Here is a 21141-nt window from a genome sequence, read left to right on the forward strand (position 1 = left end):
GCTAATCTTTGATCACCAGCCAGGAAGAAAAGCTCGAAAGAAATAACCGGTTTCACTCCGCCAAAAGTTTTACCTACTCCTCGGAGGGGCATTCCAATGACTCAGGCGCAGCAGACGGTGAAGCTCCCCAGCTCGGTCTTCACCGGCCTGACCGAAGTCAGCGAAGTCGCGGCCACCGGAAACGTTCTCGGCGTCATCAACTACACGACCGAGTGCACCGACCCGCGTGTCGAGAATGGCCTTCTCACCCTGGACCTGCACATGGCGGCGGACCTCGGCGAGGCATTCGCGGAGGTGTGGACGACCACCAGCCCAGTCGAGACCGGCGAGCACCACGGCGTCGTTTACGCCCACGACGGCGAGTACCTCCTCGTCGCCGGCCGGATCGCGCCGACGGGCCGCTACACCGAGGACACCCGCGCGGCCTACGTCGCGGCGCTGGACCTGATGGACGGCCTCGGCTACAAGAACTGCTTCCGCATGTGGAACTTCCTCAACGACATCAACGGCGACAACGCCGAGGGCCTGGAGATCTACCGGGACTTCTGCAAGGGCCGCGCGGAGGCGTTCGAACTCTTCCACTTCGGTGACAAGGAGGTGCCGAGCGCGACCGGAATCGGCTCGCAGGGCGGCGGGATCGCCTTCTACTTCCTCGCCTCCCGCTCCGCCGCGCTGACGTCGGTGGAGAACTCCAAGCAGATGGCCGCCTACCACTACCCGAGGCAGTACGGCCCGCGACCGCCCAAGTTCGCGCGGGCCACCTACCTCGCCGGCACGCACACCGACCGCAGGTCAGGGCAGATCTACGTGGCCGGCACCGCCAGCATCCGCGGGCACGAGACGCTGCACGACGGCGACGTCGTGGCGCAGGTGAAGTTGTCACTCGACAACATCGAGCACCTCGTTTCCGACGAGAACCTGGCGGCCTACGAGATCGTGCGGGGCAATTCCCTGCTCGACGTCGACAACATCAAGGTGTACGTCCGGCACCGCTCCGACATCCCGACGGTGAAGAAGATGTGCGAGCAGCGTTTCTCCCCGAACGCCCGCATCCAGTACCTGAACGTCGACGTCTGCCGCGCCGATCTCCTCGTGGAGATCGAGGGCATCATCGCCTGACTCGTCCGGCCGAACCACGAACAGGAGCGAGAACAATGCCTCAGACGGTGAAGCTGACGGAGTTCACGTACACGCGGACCGCGGCGCCGTGGATGACACTGCCGGCGACGCAACAGCCCCACTGGCACCACCACCCCGACTACGACCTGATCGAAGCGGAACTGACCGGCGCACTCCCCCTCGTCGCGCATTCCGAAATTCGCGAGGCCAAACGTGCGCTCGGTCTCGCCGCGCTCGGCGAGGCGCGTGTCCTGCAGCTCGGCGACTGCGCGGAGTCCTTTTCCGACACCGACCCGCTGACAACTTCCGGAAAGGTGCGCAACATCCAGCGCATCGCGTCCCGCCTGGCGGAACGGACGGGCCAGCAGGTGGCACGTTTCGGACGGATGGCGGGCCAGTACGCGAAGCCCCGTTCGAGCAACTTCGAAACGATTGACGGAATCGATCTGCCGTCGTTCCGCGGTGAGCTGGTCAATTCTTTCGAGGCAGACAATTTCGCCCGCAGGCACGACCCCGAGCGAATGCTTCAGGCCTACGACGCGTCGTCCGCGGTCATCCGAGAAGTGCGCGCCCATTGGGCGGGAAGTGCCGAGGAACTCGACGGTGGCCCGTGGGTAGCCCACGAGGCATTGGTGCTGGACTACGAGAACGCGCTCATCCGCACCGACGAGCGCACCGGCGAGAAGTTCCTGACCTCGACGCACTTCCCGTGGATCGGCGAGCGCACCCGGCAGCTCGACCACGCCCACGTCTCGATGTTCTCCGCGATCGCGAACCCGATCGGCGTCAAGGTCGGCCCGACCGCGGACCCCGAGACCGTCGTGCGCCTGTGCCAGCTGCTCGACCCGCACCGCACGCCCGGCCGGCTGACTCTCATCATCCGCATGGGCCGCGAGGACATCCACGTCGCGCTGGCGCCGATCGTGCGTGCCGTGCAGCGCGCCGGACATCCCGTCGTCTGGATCTCGGACCCCATGCACGGCAACACGGTCAAGGCCGAATGTGGGCAAAAGACTCGACATGTCACCCATATCATCGAGGAGGCCACGGCGTTCCGGCACATCCTGGAGACCGAGGGCGCGCACGCGGCCGGCTTGCACCTGGAAGTGGCCGCGACCGACGTGACGGAGTGCGTCGGCGGGTCTGTCCCCGACGAGAAGGCTCTCTCCGAGCGCTACGAGTCGCTCTGCGACCCCAGGCTGAACCCCGAACAGGCGCTCGGAGTGATCGACTCGGTCTTCTGACCTCCAGACAGGGAAACAGATGACGTCACACAAGACGGCGGATGTCGCGGTGGTCGGCTGCGGCCCGGTCGGCCTCGTCCTGGCCATCCTCCTGGCCCACAAGGGATGGCGGGTCGTCATCCTGGAGAAGTACCGCGGCCAGTACCCGTTCCCGCGGGTCGTCGCGTTCGACGGTGAGACCGCGCGCTCGTTCGCGTCGGCCGGCATCGGCGCCGACCTGATGGAGCTCGGCGAACCGCTGGGCCAGTACATGTTCCAGAACGCCGAGGGCCGCGAGCTCTTCTCGTTCGAGGCGCCTTACGAGCCAGGGCGTGACGGCTGGCCCATCGCGACCGTGATGCACCAGCCGACGTTCGAACGGGCCCTGCGCGAGCACGTGCTGACGTTGCCGAACATCACGACCTTGTTCGGGCACGAGGTGGAGGAGATCGTCGATCACGGTTCGCACGTGTCGATCACCGCGCCCGGCCCGGATCACGAGGGTGACGTCACGGCGTCGTGGGTGATCGGGTGCGACGGCGCGAACAGCTTCGTGCGCGACGTCATGGGTTCGCGCATGATCGACCTGAACTTCAAGCACGACTGGCTGCTGGTCGACGTCGTCTTCCACGAGAAGCGGGCCTTCCGCCCCAACGACGTGCAGGTGTGCGACCCGGCCAGGCCGACCACGATCGTCGCGTCCGGCCGCGGGCACCGGCGCTGGGAGTTCATGCGGCTGCCCGGCGAGTCGATCGAAGAGATGTCCACTGTGGAACGCATGTGGGAGCTGCTGAAGCCCTACGACGTCACCCCGGACAACGCCGACCTGACGCGGAACATCGTCTACACCTTCCAGGCCGCGATGGCGGACAAGTGGCGCAACGGACGCATGCTGCTCGCCGGCGACTCGGCCCACCTGATGCCACCTTTCGCCGGGCAGGGCATGTGTTCCGGCATCCGGGACGCGGTGAACCTGGCCTGGAAGCTCGACCTCGTGCTGCGGGACCTGGCCGCCGATTCGCTGCTGGACGCGTATCCGGCGGAGCGCGCGTTGCAGGTGCGGCACACGATCGAGATGTCCATCGAGGTGGGCAAGATCGTGTCGGAGCTCGACCCGGTCGCGGCGGCGCGGCGGGACGCGTTCCTGATCGCCATGCAGGCCAAGCCGGAAGGCGTCGACCTCGCTCCGTCCGCCTACGCGCTGGAGGCCGGCATCGTCCGGCGCACCGCTGCCGAGATCTCGCTGCCGGACGGTGAGCTGTCACCGCAGGGAGTCGTCGCCCGCGGGACCGAGCGCGACCGGTTCGACGAGGTCGTCGGACGTGGCTGGCAGCTGATCACCACGCTGGACCCGTACGAGGCGCTGGGCGAGGACGAGCTCGAGTTCCTGAAGTCGCTCGGCACGCACCTGGTGCGCGTGATGCCGGCCGGGATCCCGCCGAAGATCGCCCGCGCGCACGAGGTCGTGGATGTCGAGCGCCTGTACCTGCCCTGGCTTGCAGGCCACAAGAAGGTCGCCGCGCTGGTGAGGCCCGACTACTACGTGTTCGGGTTCGCGAAGGACCGCGCTGATCTGCCGGAGCTGGTGCGCGACCTGAAAGGTCAGCTGCCGCTGCTCTGAAAGGGCACGAGACCGCGGTCGCGCAGGTCGGCGTAGGCCCGCTGCAACCCTTCCAGGCCCCCGTCCCTGGTCAGGCCCGCCTCATCCGCGAGGCGGGACAGCCGGTCGAGCGACAGCGGCGACGGAAGGCGGACCGGGGGCAACGGCGGCAGGTCAGCGGCGGACCGTTCGGCGGCCAGTGCCCGCGTCGCCGCCCAGCGGACCTCGCCGAACTCGTACGGGATCGCGAGCACGACCGGTGTCGGATCGGAGACGAGCTCGGTGATCCGCGGCAGCAACCGCGGATCACCGGTCGGGTCGTCCGCCAGCACACCGAGCATGATCACCCTGGTGCGCGGGTCCGGCGACGCCAGGTCGTCCAGCATCGCGCGCAGTTCCTCGTCTGGCAGCACGGGCCTCTCCTACTGCACGGGTCTCCTATTGGCGGGCGGTGCGGACGGCCCCGACCAGGTCGGAGATCGTGGGATTCCGCCCGAGCCGCAGCCTCTCCCGCAGTGCGGTGCCCAGTTCCACGGTAGCGGCCGCCTCCCTCTCCCATCGGGCGAACTCGCGGTGGTCGCGCAACGCCACGCCGTCGACCAGCATCAGGTCACGTGCCTCCGACCGCGCCCTGTCGGCGACGGCGGCAAGCGATCTGCTCATCCGCACCCGGCCGTTGGTCATCCGCGTCACGGTCTCGGCCAGGAAGTCGTACTCCGCCTCCAACGCCTTGCGGTGCGCGTCCATGAAGGCGCGGTCGAAGTCGGCGTTCCAGCGGGCGCGCCCGCTGGGAGACAGGTTCTCGACCCCGTCGCCCAGGTGGTCGAAACCGGTGCGGGAACGGTTGGTGCGCAGGTGCCCGACCTCGGCGGCCTCGTGGACGATGTACTGCGCGTCCCGCACCTGTCCCCGCCCGGACGCGAGCCGCCGCCAGGCCACGTAGTTCTGGTAGCTCATGGCAAGGCCGGCGCTGTCGAAGTTGTAGCGCTTGATCGACGCCACCATCGACCGGTCGACGGTCAGGCCGAGCCGCCGCAGTTCCGCGTGCACCCGCCCGATGTCGTCGGTGGCGAGCAACGCCTTCCGCACCGCCTCGACCTCCTGGGCGATCCGGGCCTGGTTGAACGGCCGCCCGGTCAGCGGGTTGGTGGCGGACATCCATTCGAGCGCGTCCATGATGCCCTTGCGTCCGCCGGTGTGCGCGGGCAACGTCGAGGCGTAGCGGGCGGCCCTGGCGATGACCTTGTCCGCGGCGGCCGCCGGCAACGCGGCCCTGGCCGCCCTGGCGAACTCGCCGAGATCACCGGTGTCGCGCAGGGCCTGCGCCACCAGCCGCATCTCGCTGAAGATCCGCAGCACCTGGGCGGCGTCGGCCACCACGAACACGATGTCGACGACGAGCCAGAACAGGTCGGGTTCGTTGAGCGAGATGTCGGCGACCCGCGGGTCCAGCGCGATGTTGCCGGCCGCGACCTCCGCCGCGTAGGTCTGGTAGCTCTGCACCGCCTGCGTCGCCCCCGCGGCCAGCGCCAGCCCGCCCGCCAGCAGCGCGACCCCGCCGCTCGCGACGGTGGCGACGATCGCGGCGGTCAGCGCGAGGGCGGACGTCGCGATGCGGACGAGCGTCTCCTCGCCGCGTTCCTGCTCGATGTGCTCGCGGACCGACCGCATGAGCACGTCGTTGCCGCCGATGCCGAGGTCGAGCACGGTCATGTCGACGGCGTCGCGCAGGTTCCACACCTTGAGGCGGCCGGACTCGACGTTGCGCTTCGTCGTGTCGATGTCCGCGATCACCTGGCCCGCCGGTCCCGCGGTGAGTTGGGCCAGCCGCGCGTCGTCGGCGTCGGCGACCACGGCGGGGTCGGGCAGCTGGTCCAGGATCGGGAAGCGCACGCGGTACTGGTCGCGTTGCCGGGAGAGGTCGGCGGAGCGTTCGCCGATGACCCGGCCGATCCGCTGCACGTCGTGGTCCGACGACGTCATCTGGGCCGGTTCGCGCACGCCGCCGGGCAGCGCCTCCGTGCCGGACCGCGCCTGCTGGAGCTGCTGTTCCAGGCCCGCCAGTTCGTCGCGCCGGGTCCGCAGGTCGCGGGCGGCGGCGCGCAGGGCGTTCTGGTCGGGTTGTCCTCCCGCGTACCTGTCGCGTTCCCGTTCGGCGAGCTCGCGGTTCTGCTGCAGGTCGGTGAGGATGATCTGCTTGCCGCGCTCGAGGAACCGGCGCGGGAACTGCACGGTGACCAGGTCGACCAGCTGGGCTTCCGAGGTCAGACCGAGCGGGCGCAAGCCCTCGCGGACCTCCGTGTCGAGTGCCCGCAGCTCGCCTTCCGCCGTGGTGATGTCGGTGATCACCCTGGCGAGCCGGCGGCCCTCGTCGCTCTGCGGATCGGGCACGCCCGCGACCGGGGTCAGGGTCATCCGCTGCCGGTTCAGCTCGGCGAGCTGCGCGCGTTTGCGGTCCCGTTCGCCGATCTTGCCGTACAGCGGCGCACCGCCCATCGCCTTGCCCAGCAACGCGTCGTCGGCGGCGCTGAGCGCGGGCACCCTGCGCAGGGTGGTGGCCGCGGCGAGCAGCTGTTTGCGCTGGTCCGGAGTGAGCGCGGCCTCCGCCTGTGGCACCTGCTGCCGTTGGATCAGCGAGGTCACCGCCGCGTTGCCCGCCGTGGTCTGCAGCTTCGCGAGCCCGTGTGGCGCGGCCGGTTTTCCGCGCGCGACCGACGTGGCCGGCCCGTGTTTCGGCCGGCCGGGTTCCCGCGTCGCCCCGGCTCCCACGCTTCGACGCTGACACACCGGCGTGGCAGGCCAGCACGGCACAACGGGTGTCCGTGAGGGAGGCAACGGCTGCCCCCTCGGGCGATCAGGCCGTGCTGGGCAGGTACGAGTGCAGATCCGCCGGCAAGTCCTTGCGGTACTTGACGTTCAGCTTCCGGTACACCCTCGTGAGGTGCTGTTCGATCGTCGACGGCGTGATGTACAGCTTCGACGCGATCTCGCGGTTCGTGTACCCGACAGCCGCCAGTGCCGCGACCCGGCGTTCGGCATCGGTCAGCGTCGCGATCGGATCCACCGGCTTCTCCTCGGCCGGCGCGTCCTCCGCGTCGGACTTCCCGCGCGAGGGCAACAACTCCTCGCACAACTCAGCCGCGTCACACACGTTCGCGACGTGCCAGGCGCGCCGGGCCACGGTCCACGCCCGCCGGTGTTCCCGCAAAGCCTGATGTGCCTTGGACAGATCGGCCAGAGCGCGCGCCAGCTCGTACTGGTCCCCGTACTCCTCCAGGATCACCACCGCGTCCTGCAGCAGCTGCGGCCGGTTGTGCGGCTGGTTCGTGGCGGCCAGCAACCGCAACGCCACCCCGCGGGTGCGCGACGCGTCCGGTCCCAGCCGCGCAAGCTGTTCGTTGATCAGCCGCTTCGCCTCGTCCCGGTTCGCCCCGTGCAGCAGCCAGGTCTCCGCGGCCGAGGTCCGCCACGGCACGACGCCGGGTTGGTCCACACCCCAGGAGGTCATCAGCTCGCCGCACGACAGGAAGTCCGCGAGAGCCGCATAGTGGCGGGAGGTCGCCAGGTAGTGGTGCCCGCGCGCGTACAGGTAGTGCAACCCGTACCGGGACTGGAACATCGCCTCGGGAACGGGTTGTTCCAGGAACGACGCCGCGTCCTCGTGCCGCCCCATCTTGGTGGCGGCGTTGATCAGGATCCCCAGCGGCATCCCCAGCGCGACACCCCACCCGCCGGCCGGCATGAGGTCCAGCGCGTTCTGCGCGTGCTCGAAGGCGGTGGTGAGGTCGCCGCGCCGCAACGACACCTCGGCTCGCACGCACGAGAAGAACGCCCGCGCCACGCCGAGGTTCTTGGCTCGCGCCTCCTCCAGCAGCTTGTCGCACCACTGCGCCGCCACGTCGAGCCGGTCCGCGTACACCAAGGCCTGCAACGCCAGCATCGCCGACTCAGGCCCCCACGACCCGCTGTCGGACGGCCGGGCCGCCTGCAGGACGTGTTCGGCGTCGGTGGCCGAGGAGTCGCTGGAGCCGTACGTCAGCACGTTCGCCAAAGCCGTGACGGCCTTCAGCATTGGTCCGGACGTCAGGCTCACCATCCGGGTCTTCACCGGCTCGGACTGGGGCCGCCGGGCGAGAGTCGGATGCGAGCAGGCGAGCCACAGCTCCATCGCGCGCACGCCGTTGCTCGTCGTCGTAGCGCGCCGGACCCGTTCCAACGCCTCGGTGGCCTCGTCTACCTGACAGTTCCACAACATCGGCTGCACCAGCGACGTCACGTCCCGATCGGACAGCTGCCCCGCCCGCATCGCCGGCACGACCATGCCCAGCCGGCGCCCGGCGGCGGACGGGTTGACCCGCCATTCCACCCGCACCAGCTTCGCCGCGATCGCCGCCCTGCCGTGCACTTCGACGCAAGCCCGGTGCGCCAGCTCCAGATACCGCAGCGCCGTGTCGATCTGCTCATCCCGCAACGCGTGTTCGGCGGCCTCCTCGAACACCGGAACCATCCACGGGTTCTCGGAGTGATCCGCCATCACCAGGTAGGGCGCCACTTCGGTGGCGGGCGCGCCCTCGTCGTGCAGCAGCAAGGCCGCCCCGAGGTACATCTCCTTGCGGTCCTGTGCGGACAGGTCGTCCAGCACAGCGCCCCGTGCGGCCGGGTCGCGGAACCAGCCGTCCGCCAGCAACCCGGCCTCGTTCATGATATCCAGCGCGGACGCCACGGTCTCGGCGTCCACCCGAGCGAGACGCCCCAACGAATCCCGCGTGGCCTGCTCTCCCGTCACGGCCAAAGCACGCGCGACCGGCAGCACGTGGTGGTCGGAGCGGTGCAGGCAGCTGACCAGCGCGCGCCGGTAGCTCGGGCCGATCACCAAACCGCCGTCGTCGCGCGGCTTGCACAGCCTCTGGTCATCGAGCAACGACCGGATCAGCAACGGGTTTCCGCCGGAGAGTCCCATCGCGTCGTCGGCGTGCATCGGTGTCTCGAACAGGTCGCAGACAGAACTCAGTGGCGCCAAAGGAACATCGCGGCAATGCGGGTGCCGAAGCAACTCGGTGTGCAGGGCCGTGTGAGCGGCGCGCGGTGACGCGGTCTCGCTCAGCATCAGCAGGACCTTGACCTGACCGAGCCGCCGGATCAGGTAGAGCAGCCAGTGCAACGACGACGAATCCGCGTGCTGCACGTCGTCGATGCCGATCACCAACGGCGACTCGGCGGTCAGGTCCATCAAGGCGATGCACAACGCGTGCAACTGCCGGGCAGAAGGACCTTCGGCCGAACGCGCGGCGGCGTCGAGCAGCTCGCCGACCTCGGCCGGCGCGTCCAGCGGGTGGAAGATCTGGCCCACCACACCGAAAGGCAGGTCGCGCTCGAACGCCGAGCACGTCGCCTTGACGAAGGTGACGCCGCAGGACTCTCCGAACGCGTGCAGCAGTTCGGTTTTCCCGCTCGCCACCGGACCTGTGAGTAATGCGACCCTTCCGGATCCTGACAGGGAGTCCGTCAACAGTGTCTCCAAGGTGGCCCACTGGTCGTCGCGCTCGATCAGACCCGCGAGCTTCGCCTTGGTCATGCTGTTGTCAGACGTCCCGGTCATGATGATGTACCTCTCGCCAGGAAGCCGTCGTGCCGCAGCGCGGTGTGTGGTGATGAGGCACCACCGCGTCCCCCTGGAGCGGGCACGACGAGTCGACACAGAGGGTCGCAGCCGAGCGCATCCTCATGAAATCGATACGTGCCAGTTCTAGGTTTTCTCCTGAAGTCGCGGTGCTTTCGAACACTAGGGCTTCTTCTCGAGAACACTGGCACCCCGGGACACACCACTGGGCCGTCCGGCAGTCTCCACGTCATTCGCGTGGTGTCAGGTGGTGTCAGAAGGGTGAAGTCCATGAGCCAGCGGCCGATCCTGTTCGTCAGTCTGCCGGAGAGCGGCCTGCTGAACCCGATGCTCGTGCTAGCGGAGGAGCTGTCGCGCCGTGGTGTCGGGAACCTGTGGTTCGCGACCGACGACAAGGGCCGTGAGGAGGTCGAGGCGGCGGCGGTCGGGTCGCCGATCGAGTTCTTCTCGCTGGGGGAAGTGATCCCGGAGATGTCGTCGGTGACGTGGCCCGACGACGTCTACGCGAAGGTGACGCAGCGGTCGCGGTTCAAGGCGCGCAAGGCAGTCATCGAGCAGACGAACCGGCCGGAGCAGCGCATCCCCAAGTACCGCAGGCTCGCCGAGCTGGTCGACGACATCCAGCCGGCGCTGATGATCGTCGAGTCGATGTGCATGTTCGGCTACGAGGTCGCCATCACCAAGGGCGTTCCGTACGTGATCAGCAACCCGTTCGTGCCGTCGAACCTCGTGACGTCGGCGATCCCGATCGGCCCCTCGTACACGCCGAAGGACTTCCCGCGCCCGCACACCGGTCTGCCCGCCGACATGTCCTGGACCCAGCGCTGGGCCAACAGGTTCTTCGGCTGGCGCACCCTCGCGACCGCGTTCACCAAGGACAACAAGGACCGCAACGCGCGCAACGCCGAGGTGATCGCCGAGCTGGGCATCTCCCCCCAGGCTTCCGGCCAGTTCGCGCGGGTCGAGCAGTCCGAGCTCGTGCTGTGCTACTCGATCCCGGAGATGGACTACCCCTTCGACATCCCGGAGAAGATCCGCACGGTCGGCGCGCTGGTGCCGCCACTCCCCCAGGCTCCTCCCGGTGAGCTCGGTGAGTGGCTGGACGCGCAGAAGTCCGTCGTCTACATGGGTTTCGGCACGATCACGCGGCTGACCCGCGATCAGGTCGAGGCGTTCGTGCGAGTCGCCCGCAGCCTGGAGGGCAAGCACTCGATCCTGTGGAAGCTGCCGCGCGACCAGCAGAAGTTCTTGCCGGACAACCTTCCCGCCAACCTGCGCATCGAGACGTGGGTGCCGTCGCAGCTGGACGTGCTGGCGCATCCGAGCGTCAAGCTGTTCTTCACGCACGCGGGCGGAAACGCTTACACCGAAAGCATTTACTTCGGCAAGCCGATGGTGTCGCGGCCGCTGTGGGTGGACTGTTACGACCAGGCCGTGCGGGCGACGAGCTTCGGGGTCGGGCTGACGCTGGACAAGCCGCACACCGTCGACCCGCGGGACGTCGTGGACAAGCTCACCCGCGTCCTGGACGACCCGGGGTTCACCGAGAACGCCGAGCGTCTGGCGGCATTGCAGCACTCCGCCGGTGGTCGCAAGACGGCCGCCGATCTGGTCCTTTCGTTGCCGGCACTTGCCGAGAAATCGAACACTGCGAAGTGAGTTGACGATGAGCTACCGCTACCCCGTGTCGATGCCGTCGTTGCGCGGCAACGAGCTCGAGTACACCTCGAAGGCCGTGACCGACGGCTGGATCTCCTCGCAGGGCCCGTACGTGCCGCGGTTCGAGGAGGCTTTCGCCGCCTACAACGACGTGAAGCACGGCGTCGCCTGCTCGTCCGGCACGACGGCGCTGACGCTCGCGTTGCGCGCGCTGGGCATCGGTCCCGGCGACGAAGTGATCGTGCCCGAGTTCACGATGATCGCGTCGGCCTGGGCGGTGACCTACACCGGCGCCACTCCCGTTTTCGTGGACTGCGGCGACGATCTCAACATCGACGTCACCAAGATCGAGGAGAAGATCACCCCGCGCACCAAGGTGATCATGCCGGTGCACATCTACGGCCGGCAGTGCGACATGGAGCCGATCCTCGAGCTGGCCTACGAGTACAACCTGCGCGTGGTCGAGGACTCGGCCGAGGCGCACGGCGTCAAGCCGACCGGGGACATCGCGGCGTTCTCACTGTTCGCCAACAAGATCATCACGTCCGGTGAGGGCGGCATCTGCGTCACCAACGACCCGCATCTGGCGCGGCAGATGGCGCACCTGCGCGGGATGGCGTTCACCCGCGACCACAGCTTCCTGCACAAGAAGCTCGCCTACAACTTCCGGATGACCAACCTGCAGGCCGCGGTCGCGCTCGCGCAGACCGAACGCCTCGACGAGATCATCGCAACGCGCGCACAGATCGAGAAGCGGTACGACGAGGGCCTCCGGGGCATCGGAGGAATCACCCTCATGCCGCCGCGTGACGTGTTGTGGATGTACGACCTGCGTGCGGAACGCCGTGAGGAGCTCATGAGATTCCTCGCGGAGAAGGGGATCGAGACCCGGCTCTTCTTCAAACCGATGAGCAGGCAGCCCGGCTATCTCGACCCGGTGTGGCCGTCGCTGAACGCGAACAGGTTCGCCGAGGACGGGTTGTACCTCCCCACCCATGCCGAGCTGACCGAAGACGACCAGGACTACATCGTGGGGCAAGTCCGCCAGTTCTACGAGGTATGACACATGACGAGCACTGACGCCGACCTAGTCCCGTTCATGATGCGCCGGCCAGGCGCACCGTTCCCGCCGCCCGAGTACGAGGACTTCCGGGCCAAACCCGGTCTGACGAAGGCCGCTCTGCCGTCCGGTGAGACGGTGTGGCTGGTCACCCGGCACGAGGAGGTGCGCGCGGTGCTCACCGACCCGCGCATCAGCTCCAACCCCACACACGAAGGGTTTCCGCGTCCGTCGCGCACCGTGGGCGCGCCGTCCGCGGACGACGTGCCGGGCTGGTTCGTGTCGCTGGACCCGCCGGACCACAACCGGTTCCGCAAGGCGCTGATCCCCGAGTTCACCGTGCGCCGCATCAGGTCGCTGCGGCCGGCGGTCGAGGAGATCGTCGACCGCGCGATCGACCAGATGCTCGCCAAGGGCGACAGCGCCGAGCTCGTCGAGGACTTCTCGCTCACGGTGCCGTCGCTGGTGATCTCGTCCATGCTCGGTGTGCCCAAAGTGGACCGTGACTTCTTCGAGGAGAAGACGAAGGTCCTCGTCACCCTGACGTCGTCCGACGAGGAACGGGACAAGGCGTCGGAACACCTGCTGCGCTACATCAACCGGCTGATCACGATCAAGTCCAAACGCCCCGGCGACGATCTGATCAGCAAGCTTCTGCAGGGTGGCCTGCTGACGCCCCAGGAGCTGTCCGGCGTCTCGATGCTGCTGCTGATCGCGGGACACGAGACGACGGCGAACAACATCTCGCTCGGTGTCGTCACGTTGCTCCAGCAGAAGCAGTGGATCGACGACGACCGCATGATCGAGGAGATCCTGCGCTACCACTCGGTCGCCGACCTGGTGGCGTTGCGCGTCGCGATCGAGGACGTGGAGATCGGCGGGCAGCTGGTCCGGGCGGGCGAGGGAATCGTGCCGCTCGTGGCCGGCGCGAACCACGACCCGGAGATGTTCGAACGGCCGGACGAGTTCGACCCGTCGCGTTCGGCCACCGGGCACGTGGCGTTCGGGTACGGCGTGCACCAGTGCCTCGGGCAGAACCTGGTGCGGCTGGAGATGGACGTCGCCTACCGCGGCCTGTTCAAGCGGATCCCGACCCTGGAGGTCGCGGTGCCGTTGGAGGAGCTGCAGTTCAAGTACGACGGAGTCCTCTTCGGACTCCACACGCTACCTGTGCGTTGGTGAGGAAGGAACGTCATGGCTCGGATCAGTGTGGACACCGGCAAGTGCATCGGCTCGGCGCAGTGCGTGCTGGCCGCGCCGGACGTGTTCGACCAGGACGATGACGGGTTCGTCACGGTGCTCGACGACAGCCCGTCGGGTGAGGCGGAGGCGAGCGCGCGCACGGCTCGGGGCATCTGCCCGGCCCAAGCGATCACCGTGCACGACTAACGGCCGCGGCGGGGTTTCGCGCGCTTGGCCTGCGGCTTCTGCTGCCGGGCCTTCGCGGGACCCTGCCGCTGCTGCTGTGCCTTCTGCGGCGGCTTCTGCTGGGCCTTCTTCTTGGCCGACTCGGGCTCCGCCGCAGGCCCGCGAGTGCTGTTGACCGTGCGGCCGCGGACGATGCCGATCAGGTGCTCGATCAGCTCGGGGTTCTCGTCGCGGATCGGGAACGACAGCGCGACCCGTGACTGCGGCGCGTCGCTCAGCGGCACGTGCTTGAGGTCCTTGCGGTGGTGCAGCCTGGCCAGCGACTGCGGCACTACCAGCACGCCGACGCCGGCGGCCACGACCTGGATGGCGTCCGCGGTGGTCTCCGGCCGTTCGACGGGCGGCTGACCGGGGACCGTGTCCCACTCCAGCGTGTCGTCGAGCGGCTGCCACAGGACTTGCTGTTCGAGGTCCTCAAGGGACAGTTCGTCGGCCGCGGCGAACTCGTGGTCCTTCGGGAACACGACCACGGTGGTCTCGGTGTAGAGCGGGATCGCGTGCAGGTCCTCGCGGTCACCCGGCAACCTGAGGAGCGCGGCGTCCGCCTCACCCGCGCGCACCTTCCCGCCGGCTTCCGCGGCGGTCACCTGCAGGAGGGTCAGCTCGGTCTCCGGCAGGCGCTCCTCCCAGACCCGAGCCCACTTGCCGGGAGTCACACCTGGGACGTACGCGAGCGTGAAAGAGCCGGTCACGTGCTGAGGCTAGCCTGTCTTCGGTTCTGGCCGGACAGAGCGGTTACTCTTTGCGCATGAAGTCGCAGCAAACGATGAAGCCCGCCACCGCCGCCAAGAAGCTCGGCGTGTACCTCGAGGCGACGCCCGAGGAGTTCCAGGCGGGTGTCGTCTCGCGCGACGAGCTCAACGAACTGCAGGCCAACCCGCCGCAGTGGCTGGCGGACCTGCGCCGCAACGGCCCGCACCCCAAGCAGCTCATCGCGCAGAAGCTCGGCATCTCGACGTCGGCGCTGGTCCGCGCCGGTATCACCGAGGCGCTGACCACCGAGCAGATCAACGCGATCAAGGAAGAGAACCCGGACTGGCTGGTCCGCGAGCGGCAGGTCTACGTCGACTTCAAGGCCGAGGAAGCGCGCCTCGCGGAGAAGGCGCGCCTCGAAGAGCAGGAGTGACCGTCCTCACCAGGTGAGGGGAAACTTCTCCAGCCCACCGGCCAGCCGGCCGCCGGGGTGCGATTCGAGCTCCGACTCCGGCACGGCGAGCTCGAGCCCAGGCAGGCGTTCGAACAGCTTCGTGAACGCGACGGCGAGGATGATCCGCACCAGCGGGGCGCCGGTGCAGTGCCGCATGCCGTGACCGAACGTGAAGTGGTGGTTGGGCGCGCGGGTGACGTCGAACCTGTGCGGGTCGTCGAACGCGCGCGGGTCGAAGTTCGCGAGGCTGAAGTCCAGCATCACCAGGTCGCCCTCCTTGATCGTGACGCCGCCGACCTCGATGTCCTCGCTCGCGTAGCGGGGCAGGACGGGCGAGCTGATCGTGGCGCGCATGACCTCGTCGACGGCCTGGGCCATGATCGTCGGGTCGGACATGGCCTTCTCGCGCTGCTCGGGGTTGCGCAGGAACAGCAGCACGCCGAAGTCGAGGTGGCTGGCGAGGCCCGCGAGGCCGGTGAACAGCAGCGTGACGACGTGCAGGCCGATCTCCTCGTTCGTCAGGCCGGTCTCGATGAAGCGGGAGATGACGTCGTCGCCGAGTTCTGAACGGCGCCGCTCGCCGATGTCCGCGGCGAAGGAGAACAGCGGTTCCATGCCTGCTTCCGCGCTCTGCTGGTCGGACGCGCCGACGGTGTCCATCATCTCCAGCAGCTTGGCCCGGTCCTCCTCCGGAATGCCGACCATGTCGCACAACGCCTGCTGCGAGTAGTCCATCGAGTAGGCGTCGTGCAGGTCGACGGGCTGACCGGCGGCGATGATGGCGTCGAGTTTGGCGTCCGCGATGTTCTCGACGCGAACCTTCCGCTCGATGACCCGCCGTGCCGCGAAACTCTTGGTGTAGAGGACGCGCTTCCTCTCGTGGCGCTCCTTCTCGACCTCGATGTCGTCGCTGGTGACGAGCATGTCGAGCATGGGGTTGCGCATGAACCGCGGCGCGGTCGCCGGGTCCTTGTGGCTGCGGCCGAGCTTGTTGTTCTGCAGCAGCGCCTTCACCTCGGCATGCCGGGTGACGAGCCAGCCCTCGTCGCCCGCGGGCGTCCGGATGCGGCACACCGGCGCCTGCTCCTGCAGCCGCAGGCGGAGTTCGCTGAACGTCAGGATCGACGGCAGTTCGACCCCGATCAGGGGCAGTTCCTGCGATGTGGTCATCGGACGCCTTCCAGTTTCTCGATGCGGGTGACGAGCCAGTCCTCCATCACGGCGGCGACGACGCCGGCGTCCTCCTTGACCATCGCCATGTGGTCGGTGGCGACGACGCGGATCTCGTCGGTGGGCACGTCGACGTCCTGGTCGGTGGTGACGAGGTCGGTGCCCTTGACTTCGTTGGCACAACGGATCAGCAGCTTCGGAACCGTCGTGTGGAGGCCGGTGTCGATGATGAGCGGGAACCAGTGCGCCATGGCGGACAGGCGGGTGCTGTTCATGTTCACCGCGGGCGAGTCCATGGTGTTGAAGTAGTTCGTCGTGACGGCGTCGAAGTCCATGCCCTCGCTGGAGTTGTAGTTCATGCTCAGCGTGTCGAGCATGATCACCGCTTCCGGCGTGATCCCCCACGTCTCCTCCAGCACGGCGGCCGCGAAGTAGGCGAGCGTGCCGCCGGAGGAGTGTCCGACGAGGACGAACGGGTCGCCGTCGGTGCCGTTGAGGATGCTCTCGGCGACGAACCTGGCGGCGGCCTCGGTGGTGCGCGGGAGTGCCTCACCTTCGCCGAATCCGATGAGCGGCAGGGCACTCACGTGCCGCTTGCCGCGCAGGTGGGCCGCGAGCCGCGCGTACATGTGCACGCCCGCCGTGGCACCGGGGGCGCTGACGCACACGAGTTTCGGCAGCTGCGGGCCGTCCGCGAGCGTCACCGGGCTGGGCAGGTCCTCGAGTTCGGCCGGGCTGTCGAACATCGGGCGCAGGTTGGCGACGGCCTTGAGCATCCGGAGACCTTCGACGACCTTGCCGCTGGTCACGGACTCCATGAACAGGCCGAAGACCGTGTCGGTCGCGCTGACGGTCATGCCGCCACTCGTCGTCGGCCCGGCGATGGTGCCGAGTTCGCCGTCGACCTTCTGCGCGAACGCCGCCGGGGTGCCGCTGTCGAACACCGCGCTGCCGGGGAGTTTCAGGTTGAGCATGTCGTTGATCTGGTTGCGCAGCTCGACGGCGATCAGCGAGTCGAAGCCCAGTTCGAGGAAGTTCCTGTCCGGATCCACTTTGGACACGTCGTTGTGGCCGAGCAGTGCGGCACAGGTGCCGAGGACGAGTTCGCGAACCTGGGTGGCGCGTTCGTCGGAGTCGAGGTTGCGCAGCCGGTCGAGCACCGTGACGGCGGCCATCTGGCTCTGTTGCGGGACGATCTGCTCGTCGACGACGTCGCGCAGCAACGGTGCGACGCGCTGCTGGTTGCGGTTGACGTGCATCGGGACGACGACGGGCTTGCGTTCGGCGAGGGCCGCGTCGAACAGTGCGAGTCCCTGTTCGGCGGCCAGTGGCGGCATGCCGGACCGCGTGATGCGGTCCATGGCGGCGTCGCTGAGACCCGCGGTCATGCCACCGTCCTGCGCCCACGGGCCCCAGGCGAGGCTGATGGTGTTGGCGCGGCTGGTGGCGAGGGCGTCGAGATAGGAGTTGGCGGCGGCGTAGTTGCCCTGGCCGGCGGCGCCCATGACGCCTGCGACCGAGCTGTAGAGGACGAGCAGCTTCAGGTCGTGCTGGGCGAGCAGGTGCGCGGCGTCGACCTTCGGGGTGAGGACGGCGGTGAGGCGGTCCGGGGTGAGGGCGTCGACGAGGGCGTCGTCCAGCACGCCCGCTGTGTGGATCACGGTGGTGAGCGGGCGTTCCGTGGCGGCGAACAGGGTCTGGACGTCGTTGGGGTTCGAGACGTCCGCGGCCGCGATGGTGATGGTGGCGCCCTTGTTCTCCAGCTCCTGCTTGAGGTTCTGCGCGCCAGGTGCCTCCTCGCCGCGGCGGCTGGCCAGCAGCAGGTGCTTCACGCCGTGCCGGGTGACGAGGTGTTTCGCGAGTTCGGCACCGAGGCCGCCGGTGCCGCCGGTGATCAGGACGGTGTCGTTCTCGTCCCACTCGTGCTTGGCCTCGGGGTTCTCCGGGAGTTCCTCGAGGCGGGCGACCCTGACCTTGCCCTCGCGGACGACGACCTGGGGTTCGTCGCCGTTGACCAGCTCGGTGAGCAGGGCGCCGGAAACGTCGAGGCCGTCGCTGTCGACGAGCAGGAACCGGCCGGGGTTCTCGGCCTGGGCGGCGCGGACGAGGCCCCAGACGGCCGCTGCGGCCAGATCCTCGCCGGTCGCGGCGCCGCGGCTGACGAACACCACGCGGGAGTTCTCGAACTTCAGCGCTTCCTGCAGGAGGCTCAGCGCGCGCTGGGTGTTGGCGTGGACGCTCTCGGGGGTGTTCTCACCGGTGACGGCCACGACGAACACGTCCGGCGTGGTGTGCTGGGCAGCTTCGGTGAGGGTTTCGCCGTAGCCGCTGACGGACTGGCCCGCCGCGTACAGGACGTGGGCGAGGTCGAACTCGTCGCCGCCGATGATGGCCCACCGCGCACCCGTGATGGCATGAGCGTCCACAGTGGACCTGACCCAGTTCAGTTCGTAGAGGGCGGGTCGGCTGGCGTTCGGCTGGGTGCCCGGCGCCATGGTGCTCTGCGGCCAGAAGCGCTCGGTGTCGAACGGGTAGGTGGGCAGTGCCGTCCTGGTGCCGGTTTTCGGCCAGCTGATCTTGGTGCCGGCGGTGTAGAGCTTGGCCAGTGCGGTGATGAACGCCGTGACCTCGTCCTTGTCCTTGCGCATCGTCGGGATGGCGCGGTCGACCAGCGCGGCCAGGACGGCGCTGGGGCCGATCTCGACGAACGTGGCGTCGCCGATCTCGTTGACGTTGTCGGTGAACCTGACGGTGTCGCGGACGTGGCCGACCCAGTAGTCGGATTGGTTGACAATTCCACGGGCTATCAGCGGGATTGTCGGATTGTTGAACGTTATACCCGCGATGGCGCTGCGGAAGTCGTCCAGCATGGGGTCCATCAGTGGCGAGTGGAACGCGTGGCTGACCGCCAGTTGCTTGGTCTTGCGATCGTTGAACTGTTCAACGATATTCCGTGCCTCTTGTTCAACGCCCGCGATGACGACGGAATCCTCGGCGTTGATGGCGGCCAGCGAGACGCCGGCGGTGAGATGAGGCGTGACCTCCTCCTCCGTCGCCTGGATCGCGATCATCACGCCACCCGCGGGCAGCTGCTGCATGAGGCTCGCGCGTTCCCGGACGAGCTTCGCGGCGTCTTCGAGGCTGAGCACACCGGCGATGTGGGCGGCGGCGATCTCGCCGATGGAGTGGCCCGCGACGGTGTCGGCCTTGAAGCCGTAGCTCTCCAGCAGCCGGTACAGCGCGACCTCGAACGCGAACAGCGCGGGCTGGGTGTAGCCGGTCTGGTCGAGCTTCTCCTCGTCCTCCCACATGACCTGCTTGAGGTCGCCGGGCAGATGTTCGAGGGCCGCGTCGAGGGCCTCCCGGAAGGCCGGGAACGCCTCGTACAGCTCCTTGCCCATGCCGACGCGCTGAGCGCCCTGCCCCGAGAACAGCGCGGCGACCGGCTTGCGCGCCACGGTTCCGGTGGCGATGACCTCGCCGTCCATAACTACCGCGCGGTGCTCGAACGCCGTCGGGCGCGTGGTGAGCAACGAGTACGCGATGTCCCGCGCGTCGCCCTCGATCGCCTTGACCTGCTCGATGCGCGCCTTCAGGGCGTTCACCGACTTGGCCGACACCACGAACGGGTGCTTGCCCGCGAGACCGGCCTCCGCCGCCGGTCCGCTCGCCTGAATCGATCCGGGTTGACTGGCCCCCTGGGGGGAACCGCCCCCCATCCCAATCATCTCAGAGGGGTCTGACAGTTCTGGCGCCTCTTGGATGATCACGTGGGCGTTCGTGCCGCTCACGCCGAACGAGGAGATGCCCGCCCGGCGCGGCTTTCCGTTGCGCGGCCAGGGAGTTGTCTCGGTGAGCAGCGAGACGTTGCCCGCCGACCAGTCGACGTGCGACGACGGCTCGGTGACGTGCAGGGTCGGCGGGAGGGTGTCGTGGCGCAGCGACTCGACGATCTTGATGACGCCCGCGACGCCTGCCGCGGCCTGGGTGTGGCCGATGTTGGACTTGATCGCGCCGAGCCGCAGCGGTGTGGCGCGCTCCTGGCCGTAGGTGGCGAGCAGGGCCTCTGCCTCGATCGGATCGCCCAGCACGGTGCCGGTTCCGTGCGCTTCGACAGCGTCCACATCGGACGCGGACATGCCCGCGGAGGCCAGCGCCGCCTTGATCACCTCGCGCTGGGCGGGGCCGTTCGGGGCGGAGAGGCCGTTGGAGGCGCCGTCCTGGTTGATCGCGCTGCCCGCGACGACGGCGAGCACCGGGTGGCCGTTGCGGTGCGCGTCGGAGAGCTTCTCGACGAGCAGCACGCCGATGCCTTCTGACCAGCCGGTGCCGTCCGCGTCGTCGGAGAAGGCCTTGCAGCGTCCCGAAGTCGCGAGGCCGCCCTGCCGGGTGAACCCGGCGAAGTTCGACGACGTCGCCATCACGGTGACGCCGCCGGCCAGCGCGAGGGAGCATTCGCCGTTGCGCAGGGCCTGGGAGGCCAGGTGCAGTGCGACCAAGGAAGAAGAGCACGCGGTGTCAACCGTGACGGCCGGGCCTTCGAAGCCGAACGTGTAGGAGATGCGGCCGGAGATGACACTCGCGGCGGTGCCCATGCCGGCGTGGCCTTCGACGTCCTCCTGGGAGGCGATCAGGACGTGGCCGTAGTCCTGGCCGTTGGTGCCGACGAACACACCGGTGCGGGAGCCGCGCAACGACGTCGGGTCGATGCCCGCGCGTTCGACGGCTTCCCACGTCGTCTGCAGCAGGAGTCGCTGCTGCGGGTCCATCGCCAGGGCCTCGCGCGGCGAGATGCCGAAGAAGCCGGGGTCGAAGTCGGCCGCGTCGTAGAGGAATCCGCCCTGCAACGTCGCGCTGGTGCCACCGGCCAGCGTGCCCAGGTCCCAGCCGCGGTCGGTCGGGAACCCGGTGATGGCATCCTTTCCGGACGACACGAGTTCCCAGAGGTCTTCCGAGGAACGGACGTCACCGGGGAACCGGCAGGCGATGCCGACGATCGCGACCGGCTCGTGTTTGCCGGCCTCGGCCTCCTCCAGCCGCTGGCGGGTCTGGGCGAGATCGGCGGTGACCCACTTCAGGTACTCAACGAGCTTCTCTTCGTTCGGCATCGCCGGA

Annotated in this window: 13 protein-coding genes and 1 pseudogene; 8 read left to right on the forward strand and 6 right to left on the reverse strand. The window is 68.4% G+C overall.

Annotated elements, in window-relative coordinates; genetic code table 11:
- Positions 1-96: 96 nt before the first annotated feature.
- Genes ACWGE0_RS19490 through mhpA form a run of 3 tightly spaced genes read left to right on the forward strand, consistent with a single transcriptional unit; the run spans position 97 to position 3963 of the window.
- The gene (locus ACWGE0_RS19490) at positions 97-1119 is read left to right on the forward strand and encodes an FkbO/Hyg5 family chorismatase (protein ID WP_452262290.1); all 1023 of its coding nucleotides are present in this window, start codon (positions 97-99) and stop codon (positions 1117-1119) included.
- Positions 1120-1154: 35 nt separating this feature from the next.
- Positions 1155-2363: a 3-deoxy-7-phosphoheptulonate synthase gene (locus tag ACWGE0_RS19495; RefSeq protein ID WP_452262291.1), complete on the forward strand. Its 1209-nt coding sequence runs from the start codon at positions 1155-1157 to the stop codon at positions 2361-2363.
- A 19-nt stretch (positions 2364-2382) separates the two neighbouring features.
- Positions 2383-3963 carry a bifunctional 3-(3-hydroxy-phenyl)propionate/3-hydroxycinnamic acid hydroxylase MhpA gene (mhpA, locus tag ACWGE0_RS19500; RefSeq protein WP_452262292.1) on the forward strand — a complete coding sequence of 527 codons (1581 nt, stop codon included), beginning with the start codon at positions 2383-2385 and terminating at the stop codon, positions 3961-3963.
- Here mhpA and ACWGE0_RS19505 read toward each other — a convergent pair.
- The 3 genes from ACWGE0_RS19505 to ACWGE0_RS19515 all read right to left on the reverse strand — a co-directional run bounded on the left by ACWGE0_RS19505 (position 3945) and on the right by ACWGE0_RS19515 (position 9541).
- Positions 3945-4355: a hypothetical protein gene (locus ACWGE0_RS19505; protein WP_452262293.1), complete on the reverse strand. Its 411-nt coding sequence runs from the start codon at positions 4353-4355 to the stop codon at positions 3945-3947. The genes mhpA and ACWGE0_RS19505 overlap by 19 nt on opposite strands.
- A 25-nt stretch (positions 4356-4380) precedes the next feature.
- Positions 4381-6711, reverse strand: a complete 2331-nt coding sequence (locus tag ACWGE0_RS19510; RefSeq protein WP_452262294.1) for a hypothetical protein — start codon at positions 6709-6711, stop codon at positions 4381-4383.
- Positions 6712-6796: 85 nt separating this feature from the next.
- On the reverse strand, positions 6797-9541 hold the full coding sequence (locus ACWGE0_RS19515; RefSeq protein ID WP_452262295.1) for an AAA family ATPase: 2745 nt from the start codon (positions 9539-9541) through the stop codon (positions 6797-6799).
- A gap of 291 nt (positions 9542-9832) precedes the next feature.
- Here ACWGE0_RS19515 and ACWGE0_RS19520 point away from each other — a divergent pair, with 291 nt between their 5' ends.
- Genes ACWGE0_RS19520 through ACWGE0_RS19535 form a run of 4 tightly spaced genes read left to right on the forward strand, consistent with a single transcriptional unit; the run spans position 9833 to position 13670 of the window.
- Positions 9833-11221: a glycosyltransferase gene (locus tag ACWGE0_RS19520; RefSeq protein WP_452262296.1), complete on the forward strand. Its 1389-nt coding sequence runs from the start codon at positions 9833-9835 to the stop codon at positions 11219-11221.
- A 7-nt stretch (positions 11222-11228) separates the two neighbouring features.
- Positions 11229-12284, forward strand: a complete 1056-nt coding sequence (locus ACWGE0_RS19525) for a DegT/DnrJ/EryC1/StrS family aminotransferase (protein ID WP_452262297.1) — start codon at positions 11229-11231, stop codon at positions 12282-12284.
- 3 nt (positions 12285-12287) lie between these two features.
- Positions 12288-13463: a cytochrome P450 gene (locus tag ACWGE0_RS19530; protein WP_452262298.1), complete on the forward strand. Its 1176-nt coding sequence runs from the start codon at positions 12288-12290 to the stop codon at positions 13461-13463.
- Between the two features lie 12 nt (positions 13464-13475).
- Positions 13476-13670, forward strand: a complete 195-nt coding sequence (locus ACWGE0_RS19535) for a ferredoxin (protein WP_452262299.1) — start codon at positions 13476-13478, stop codon at positions 13668-13670.
- Here ACWGE0_RS19535 and ACWGE0_RS19540 read toward each other — a convergent pair.
- Positions 13667-14401 carry a LysR family transcriptional regulator substrate-binding protein gene (locus ACWGE0_RS19540; protein ID WP_452262300.1) on the reverse strand — a complete coding sequence of 245 codons (735 nt, stop codon included), beginning with the start codon at positions 14399-14401 and terminating at the stop codon, positions 13667-13669. The two genes, ACWGE0_RS19535 and ACWGE0_RS19540, sit on opposite strands and share 4 nt — an antisense overlap.
- Before the next feature lie 74 nt (positions 14402-14475).
- On the opposite strand from ACWGE0_RS19540, the gene ACWGE0_RS19545 reads away from it, so the two are divergent.
- Positions 14476-14835 (forward strand): DUF5997 family protein, encoded by a 360-nt coding sequence (locus tag ACWGE0_RS19545; RefSeq protein ID WP_319965779.1) that lies wholly within the window; start codon positions 14476-14478, stop codon positions 14833-14835.
- 6 nt (positions 14836-14841) lie between these two features.
- Here the strand turns inward: ACWGE0_RS19545 and ACWGE0_RS19550 are convergent, their stop codons facing one another.
- Both ACWGE0_RS19550 and ACWGE0_RS19555 read right to left on the reverse strand, forming a co-directional pair.
- The gene (locus ACWGE0_RS19550) at positions 14842-16026 is read right to left on the reverse strand and encodes a cytochrome P450 (protein WP_452262301.1); all 1185 of its coding nucleotides are present in this window, start codon (positions 16024-16026) and stop codon (positions 14842-14844) included.
- Positions 16023-21122, reverse strand: a pseudogene (locus tag ACWGE0_RS19555) (SDR family NAD(P)-dependent oxidoreductase); the annotation flags it as partial. The gene ACWGE0_RS19550 and the pseudogene ACWGE0_RS19555, both read right to left, overlap by 4 nt.
- Between the last annotated feature and the right edge of the window lie 19 nt (positions 21123-21141).

Source organism: Lentzea sp. NPDC054927 (assembly GCF_053610285.1).